Annotated in this window: 6 protein-coding genes; 4 read left to right on the top strand and 2 right to left on the bottom strand. The window is 71.2% G+C overall.

Features of this window, described 5'->3' with window-relative positions; all coding sequences use genetic code 11:
- Positions 1-42: 42 nt before the first annotated feature.
- Positions 43-1,269 carry an acyl-CoA dehydrogenase family protein gene (locus tag ACFWM7_RS32550; protein ID WP_383267635.1) on the bottom strand — a complete coding sequence of 409 codons (1,227 nt, stop codon included), beginning with the start codon at positions 1,267-1,269 and terminating at the stop codon, positions 43-45.
- A 184-nt stretch (positions 1,270-1,453) separates the two neighbouring features.
- Between ACFWM7_RS32550 and ACFWM7_RS32555 the strand changes: the two genes are divergently transcribed.
- Complete coding sequence (locus tag ACFWM7_RS32555) at positions 1,454-2,119, top strand: TetR family transcriptional regulator (RefSeq protein ID WP_383267638.1); 666 nt, start codon at positions 1,454-1,456, stop codon at positions 2,117-2,119.
- A gap of 79 nt (positions 2,120-2,198) precedes the next feature.
- Here ACFWM7_RS32555 and def read toward each other — a convergent pair whose 3' ends face one another.
- Positions 2,199-2,750 carry a peptide deformylase gene (def, locus tag ACFWM7_RS32560; protein WP_383267641.1) on the bottom strand — a complete coding sequence of 184 codons (552 nt, stop codon included), beginning with the start codon at positions 2,748-2,750 and terminating at the stop codon, positions 2,199-2,201.
- A gap of 114 nt (positions 2,751-2,864) precedes the next feature.
- On the opposite strand from def, the gene ACFWM7_RS32565 reads away from it, so the two are divergent.
- The 3 genes from ACFWM7_RS32565 to ACFWM7_RS32575 all read left to right on the top strand — a co-directional run bounded on the left by ACFWM7_RS32565 (position 2,865) and on the right by ACFWM7_RS32575 (position 6,105).
- Positions 2,865-4,103, top strand: a complete 1,239-nt coding sequence (locus ACFWM7_RS32565) for a MurT ligase domain-containing protein (RefSeq protein ID WP_383267644.1) — start codon at positions 2,865-2,867, stop codon at positions 4,101-4,103.
- 34 nt (positions 4,104-4,137) lie between these two features.
- Positions 4,138-4,866 (top strand): type 1 glutamine amidotransferase, encoded by a 729-nt coding sequence (locus ACFWM7_RS32570; protein ID WP_383267647.1) that lies wholly within the window; start codon positions 4,138-4,140, stop codon positions 4,864-4,866.
- Positions 4,867-5,079: 213 nt separating this feature from the next.
- Positions 5,080-6,105, top strand: coding sequence for a 6-phosphofructokinase (locus ACFWM7_RS32575; protein WP_097876194.1), 1,026 nt, complete (start codon positions 5,080-5,082; stop codon positions 6,103-6,105).
- Positions 6,106-6,168: the final 63 nt, after the last annotated feature.

Genomic DNA, 6,168 nt, shown 5'->3' on the forward strand with positions numbered 1-6,168 from the left:
GGACATGTCCCCGGCCGCCCCTTCCGCATGTCCGCTTCTCCGCTAGCGGATCGGCATGCCCGAGAGCGTGCGGGCGATCACCAGGCGCTGGATCTCACTGGTGCCCTCGAAGATGGTGTAGATGGCCGCGTCGCGGTGCATGCGCTCGACGGGGTACTCACGGGTGAAGCCGTTGCCGCCGAGGATCTGGATGGCCTGCGCGGTGACGTCCCGGGCGGTCTCGCTCGCGTACAGCTTCGACATGGAGCCCTCGGCCGAGGTGAACGGCTTGCCGGTGGTGGCCATCCAGGAGGCGCGCCAGACCAGCAGCCGGGCCGCGTCGATGCGGGTGCGCATGTCGGCGAGCTGGAAGGCTATGCCCTGGTTGTCGATGATGGGGCGGCCGAACTGGGTGCGGGTCTTCGCGTAGTCGAGGGCGACCTCGTAGGCGGCGCGGGCGGTGCCCACGGCCATCGCGCCGACGGCCGGGCGGGAGGCCTCGAAGGTGGCCATGGCCGCGTTCTTGACCCGCTCGCCGCCGGTCCTGGCGCGCTCCCGGGCGCGGGCGAGGCGCTCGTCGAGCTTCTCCTTGCCGCCGAGCAGGCAGTGTCCGGGGACGCGGACGTCCTCCAGGACCACCTCGGCGGTGTGCGAGGCGCGGATGCCGTGCTTCTTGAACTTCTGCCCCTGGGAAAGGCCGGGGGTGTCCGGCGGCACGATGAAGGAGGCGTGGCCCTTGGAGCCGATGCCGGGGTCGACGACGGCGACGACCACGTGGACGCCTGCTATACCGCCGTTGGTCGCCCAGGTCTTGGTCCCGTTGAGGACCCACTCGTCCTTGGCCTCGTCGTAGACGGCCCGGGTGCGCATCGAGGCTACGTCGGATCCGGCGTCGGGCTCGGAGGAGCAGAAGGCGGCGACCTTCACGTCGTTCGCGTCGCCGTACATCTGCGGGATCCAGGTGCCGATCTGCTCCTCGGTGCCGTTGGCGAGGACGCCCACGGCCGCCAGGCCCGTACCGACGATCGACAGGGCGATGCCCGCGTCGCCCCAGAAGAGCTCCTCCATAGCCATGGGGATGCCGAGCCCCGTAGGGTCGAAGAACTGCTGGGCGTAGAAGTCCAGGGAGTAGATGCCGACCTTGGCCGCTTCCTGGATGACGGGCCAGGGCGTTTCCTCACGCTCGTCCCACTCCGAGGCGGCGGGGCGGATGACATCCGCCGCGAAGCCGTGGAGCCACTCCTTGACCTGCTTCTGGTCGTCGTTGAGCTCAAGCGTGAACTCGGCCATGTTCCCTCCAGGCACTGCGGCGAAAACCCGTACGTTACTTGCGGTAACCACAGTCTGTTACCGGCAAGTAGGCACTGTCAACCGCCATGGAGCCGATCAGGCGCCCGCCCCGCGGAGTGTTACGTTGCGCGGGCGTGCAGAAGCGATGCGACGGCATCGCGTGGCCAGGGGTGGGAGAGACGACATGGAGACCGCACGAAGCGCCGAGCGACAGCGGACCGCGGCCGAGCGCCGTCGCCGCGAGTTGCTGGAAGCGGCGGACCGGGTGGTACTCAGGGACGGTCCGCAGGCCTCGATGAACGCCATCGCCGCCGAGGCCGGGATCACCAAGCCGATCCTCTACCGCCACTTCGGGGACAAGGGCGGCCTCTACCGCGCGCTGGCCAAGCGCCACACCGACGCGCTGCTCGGCGCGCTGCGGGCGGCCCTGGACGCGCCCGCCGACCGGCGTGAGCGGGTGGAGGCCACGCTCGACACCTATCTCGCCGCGATCGAGGCCCGCCCGCAGGTCTACCGCTTCCTGATGCACCCCTCCGACGGGGCAGACGACGCCGCCCCCTCCCCCGAACAGGGCTTCGACGTCGGCCGGCACTCCGCCCCGCTGCTGCGCCGCCTCGGCGAGGAGCTGGGCCAGGTGATCGTCGAGCGAGTCGACCTCGGCCCGGACGGCGAGCAGATGGCCCGCATCTGGGGCCACGGGATCGTGGGCATGATGCACGCGGCGGGCGACTGGTGGCTCGCCGACCGGCCCTGCTCCCGCGAACGGCTCGTGAGCAGCCTCGCCGACCTGCTGTGGGGGCGGCTGGCGGAGGCGGGCGACCGCGACGTCCGGGGCGGGCCGGGGTTCTAGACGTACGCGGGGCGCGCCGGGTTTCTAGACGTACGCGGGGCGGCCCGGGTTCCAGGCGTACGCGAGGCGGGCCTGGGTTCTAAGGGGTGTTCCCGCGCGCCCAGGGCGCCTTGCGCGCCGCCCGCAGTGCCCGGGAGCGCCGCAGCCCGGTCAGCCGGTCGGTGTAGACGGTGCCCGCCAGGTGGTCGCACTCGTGCTGGAGGCACCGGGCGAACCATCCCGTCCCAGCGATCCGGACCGGCTCGCCGGTCATCGTCAGCCCCTCGACGACCGCGTGGTCGAAGCGTTCCGTGCCCGCTTCCAGGCCCGGAAGTGACAGACAGCCCTCCGGTCCGCGTACGGTGAGTCCGTCCGCCTCGACCAGTTCGGGATTGACCACGTGTCCCAGATGGCGGACATCGTCGTCGTCCGGACAGTCGTAGACGAACACCTTGAGCGGGACGCCGATCTGGTTGGCGGCGAGCCCGACACCCTGTGCGGCGTACATCGTGGCGAACATGTCCTCGACCAGCTTCGCGAGCGACGGACCGAAGTCCGTGACGTCCTCGCAGGGCCGGTGGAGCAACGGCTCGCCGAGCAGACTCATCTCACGGACGAGTCCGGAACTGCCGGGGATCGGGCGGTTTCGCATGGCGGCAAGCGTACGTTCCGCCGGAGCCGGGGAGTTCCCGTGGTGCCGCGGTGCGGTCGCCGCGCCGGACATCGATAGGCTGGGCGCGGACCGATGCAAGGAGGATCTAGGACGATGGCAGGCAACACGGAGCCGTTGTCGCCGCGGGCCAAACTGGCCGTGACGGCGGGCAAGGCCGCGGCGGCGGTGTCACGAGCCGCGGGGCGGGGCAGCGGATCGGTGATCGGCGGCCGGGTGGCGCTCAAACTCGACCCCGACCTGCTGGGGCGGCTGGCGCAGCACCTGGACGTGATCCTCGTGTCGGCGACGAACGGCAAGACGACCACCACCCGGCTGATCGCCGAGGCGCTGCGGGCCGCGGGGCCCGTCGTATCGAACGCGCTGGGCGCGAACATGCCCGCGGGCATCACCTCGGCGCTGGCCGGCGGCTCGGACGCGAAGTTCGGCGTGATCGAGGTCGACGAGAAGTATCTGGCGGGGGTGGCCCGGGACACCACGCCCAAGGCCATCGCGCTGCTCAACCTCTCCCGCGACCAGCTGGACCGCGCGGCGGAGACCCGGATGATGGCCGAGTACTGGCGCGAGGGCCTGTCCGGCTCGAAGGCCGTGGTCATCGCGAACGCGGACGACCCGCTGGTCGTCTGGGCGGCCTCCTCCTCGCCCAACGTAGTGTGGGTGGCGGCCGGTCAGGCGTGGAAGGACGACGCCTGGTCCTGCCCGTCCTGCGGCGGTGTGATGCAGCGCCCGGGCGACGACTGGTTCTGCGGGCAGTGCGGCTTCCGCCGCCCCGCCCCGAGCTGGGCGCTGAACGGCGACTACGTCCTGGATCCGCACGGTTCGGCGTGGCCGATCCACCTCCAGCTGCCGGGCCGGGCGAACAAGGCGAACGCCACCAGCTCGGCGGCCGTCGCCGCCGTCTTCGGGGTGCCGCCGCAGATCGCGCTGGAGCGGATGTACCAGGTGCAGGCGGTGGCCGGACGCTACGACGTCGTCACCTTCCAGAACCGTGAGCTGCGCCTGCTGCTGGCGAAGAACCCGGCCGGCTGGCTGGAGACGTTCTCGCTGATCGATCCGCCGCCGACGCCGGTGATCCTCTCGGTCAACGCCCGTGGCGCGGACGGCACGGACACCTCCTGGCTGTGGGACGTGGACTACACCCAGCTGGCCGGACACCCGATCTTCGTGCTCGGCGACCGGAAGCTGGACCTCGCGGTCCGCCTCGAAGTGGCCGGTCTCGACTTCCGGGTCTGCGAGAACCTCGACGAGGCCGTGCAGTACGCCCCGCCCGGCCGTATCGAGGTCATCGCCAACTACACCGCCTTCCAGGATCTGCGCCGTCGTGTCGGCAACTGACCCCGGCCCCGGCCACCTCCGGAGAGGACGAAGCATGAGCAACAACGGTCTGCGTCTGGTCTGGGTCTACCCCGACCTGCTCAGCACCTACGGCGACCAGGGCAACGCGCTGGTCGTGGAGCGGCGGGCCCGGCAGCGCGGTCTGGACGTGCAGCGCGTCGACGTGCGCAGCGACCAGCCGGTGCCGACGTCCGGCGACATCTATCTGATCGGCGGCGGCGAGGACCGGCCGCAGCGGCTCGCGGCGGAGCGGCTGCGCCGCGACGGCGGGCTGGCCCGGGCCGCGTCCAACGGCGCGATCATCTTCTCGGTCTGCGCGGGCTACCAGATCCTCGGCCACGAGTTCGTCAACGACCTCGGCGAGCGCGAGCAGGGTCTCGGTCTGCTCGACGTGGTCTCCACCCGCGGCGAGGGCGCGCGGTGCGTCGGCGACGTACTGGCGGACATCGACCCGCAGCTCGGCCTGGAGCCCCTGACCGGGTTCGAGAACCACCAGGGCGTCACCCATCTCGGCCCGACGGCACGGCCGTTCGCCCGGGTCCAGTTCGGCCGGGGCAACGGCACCGGAGACGGTACGGAGGGCGCGTACAACGACACGGTCTTCGGGACGTACATGCACGGTCCGGTGATGGCCCGCAACCCGCAGATCGCCGATCTGCTGCTGAAGCTGGCCCTCGACGTGAACGCGCTGCCGCCCACCGACGACCGTTGGTACGAGGCGCTGCGCGCCGAGCGGATCGCCTCGGCGACGCAGCCCGCCTGAGGCGCTTCCCGCTCGCATGAGCAAAGCACCCGCCTGAGAGGGCTTCCGCTCGGTTGAGCAGAGCCCGCCTGAAGGGTTTTCCGCTCGGTTGAGCGAAGTCCATTAGGCGGACGGCCGGTTCGGTCCCGCCACCCTGCGCCGGTAGGGTGGCGGGGATCCAACCGGACGGCGTGGTCCGGTCGTCGACTTACACGTTGCAAAGGTTTCCGGGCCATGCGCATTGGCGTACTCACCTCCGGCGGCGACTGCCCCGGCCTCAACGCCGTCATCCGTTCCGTCGTGCACCGCGCGGTGGTGGACCACGGCGACGAGGTCATCGGCTTCCACGACGGCTGGAAGGGCCTGCTGGAGGCCGACTACCGCAAGCTCGACCTCGACGCGGTGGGCGGCATCCTGGCCCGCGGCGGCACGATCCTCGGCTCCTCCCGCGTCCAGCCCGCGCATCTGCGCGACGGTGTGGAGCGGGCCCGTGGACATGTCGCGGACCTCGGCCTGGACGCCATCATCCCGATCGGCGGCGAGGGCACGCTGAAGGCGGCGAACCTCCTCTCCGAGGCCGGGCTGCCCATCGTCGGTGTCCCGAAGACCATCGACAACGACATCGCCTCCACCGACGTCACCTTCGGCTTCGACACCGCCGTCGGTGTGGCGACCGAGGCGCTGGACCGGCTGAAGACCACCGCCGAGTCGCACCAGCGGGTGCTGATCGTCGAGGTCATGGGCCGGCACACCGGCTGGATCGCCCTGCACTCCGGGATGGCCGCCGGCGCGCACGCGATCGTGGTGCCCGAGCGCCCCTTCGACATCGACGAGCTGACCGAGCTGGTCGGCAAGCGGTTCTCGGCGGGCAAGAAGTTCGCCATCGTGGTGGTCGCCGAGGGCGCCAAGCCCCGCGAGGGCTCCATGCAGTTCGAGCAGGGCGTCAAGGACATCTACGGCCACGAGCGGTTCGCCGGGGTGGCCACACAGCTCTCCGGGGAGCTGGAGCAGCGGCTCGGCAAGGAGGCCCGCCCGGTCATCCTCGGCCACGTCCAGCGCGGCGGCACGCCGACCGCGTACGACCGGGTCCTCGCGACCCGGTTCGGCTGGCACGCGGTGGAGGCGGCGCACCGGAGCGAGTTCGGGATGCTGACCGCGCTGCGCGGCACCGACATCGTGATGGTCCCGCTGGCGGAAGCGGTCGAGACGCTGAAGACGGTCCCGGCCGAGCGGTACGCCGAGGCGGAGTGCGTGCTCTAGAACACCTCGTCAGGACACGTCCTTCCAGAACTGCCCCCGGCCGCAACCGCGGCCGGGGGCAGT

Origin of the sequence: Streptomyces sp. NPDC058375 (assembly GCF_042723425.1) — a bacterium.
Classification (GTDB): domain Bacteria; phylum Actinomycetota; class Actinomycetes; order Streptomycetales; family Streptomycetaceae; genus Streptomyces; species Streptomyces durocortorensis.

What these genes read in the sequence shown, in the direction of transcription:
- def (WP_383267641.1), bottom strand. Translation starts at nt 2,750, where the DNA reads ATGCGAAACCGCCCGATCCCCGGCAGTTCCGGACTCGTCCGTGAGATG.
- ACFWM7_RS32575 (WP_097876194.1), top strand. Translation starts at nt 5,080, where the DNA reads ATGCGCATTGGCGTACTCACCTCCGGCGGCGACTGCCCCGGCCTCAAC.
- ACFWM7_RS32565 (WP_383267644.1), top strand. Translation starts at nt 2,865, where the DNA reads ATGGCAGGCAACACGGAGCCGTTGTCGCCGCGGGCCAAACTGGCCGTG.
- ACFWM7_RS32550 (WP_383267635.1), bottom strand. Translation starts at nt 1,269, where the DNA reads ATGGCCGAGTTCACGCTTGAGCTCAACGACGACCAGAAGCAGGTCAAG.
- ACFWM7_RS32570 (WP_383267647.1), top strand. Translation starts at nt 4,138, where the DNA reads ATGAGCAACAACGGTCTGCGTCTGGTCTGGGTCTACCCCGACCTGCTC.
- ACFWM7_RS32555 (WP_383267638.1), top strand. Translation starts at nt 1,454, where the DNA reads ATGGAGACCGCACGAAGCGCCGAGCGACAGCGGACCGCGGCCGAGCGC.